At 44.9% G+C, this 405-nt stretch carries 1 protein-coding gene; it reads right to left on the bottom strand.

Features of this window, described 5'->3' with window-relative positions; all coding sequences use genetic code 11:
• A partial coding sequence (locus NE664_14985; GenBank protein ID MCQ4727940.1) for a 1-acyl-sn-glycerol-3-phosphate acyltransferase occupies positions 1 to 226 on the bottom strand: 226 nt, incomplete at its 3' end.
• Between the last annotated feature and the right edge of the window lie 179 nt (positions 227 to 405).

Raw genomic sequence — 405 nt, 5'->3', positions numbered from 1 at the left:
CGTAAAGTACCGCCTGGTCTGTCGGGACATTTTCTCTTCCCTTTACCGTAATCTTCACCCCTGCCATCTTAAGGATCAGCCGGAATACACACTGGATCACGGCCAGACTCTGCACATCGCGCAGATGGCGGTTTTTCTTCCCGATCAGAAACTCCACCAGCATCAGCGGAATACTCAAAATCAAAAACAGAATGACTGTAGCTGCTACAAATATAAAACGTATCATTGGTCTTCCCCTCCATTTTTACTATTATATAAAATGAAGAGTGTAATTACAAGACTTACCCGCCTTTCTTTTTCGTAATTTGTTCAAATAAAAGCCCTGTAGCAAACCACAGCGGAGCAAAATCGAGCCGTATGAGGCCGTCAATATTTGTACTGCGGCCCGTATAGTCCCACGGACAC

The sequence above is a fragment of the Anaerotignum faecicola genome (assembly GCA_024460105.1).
GTDB lineage: Bacteria > Bacillota > Clostridia > Lachnospirales > Anaerotignaceae > JANFXS01.
The sequence above is the reverse complement of the archived record's forward strand: the minus strand, read 5'-3'. Positions and strand labels throughout refer to the sequence as shown.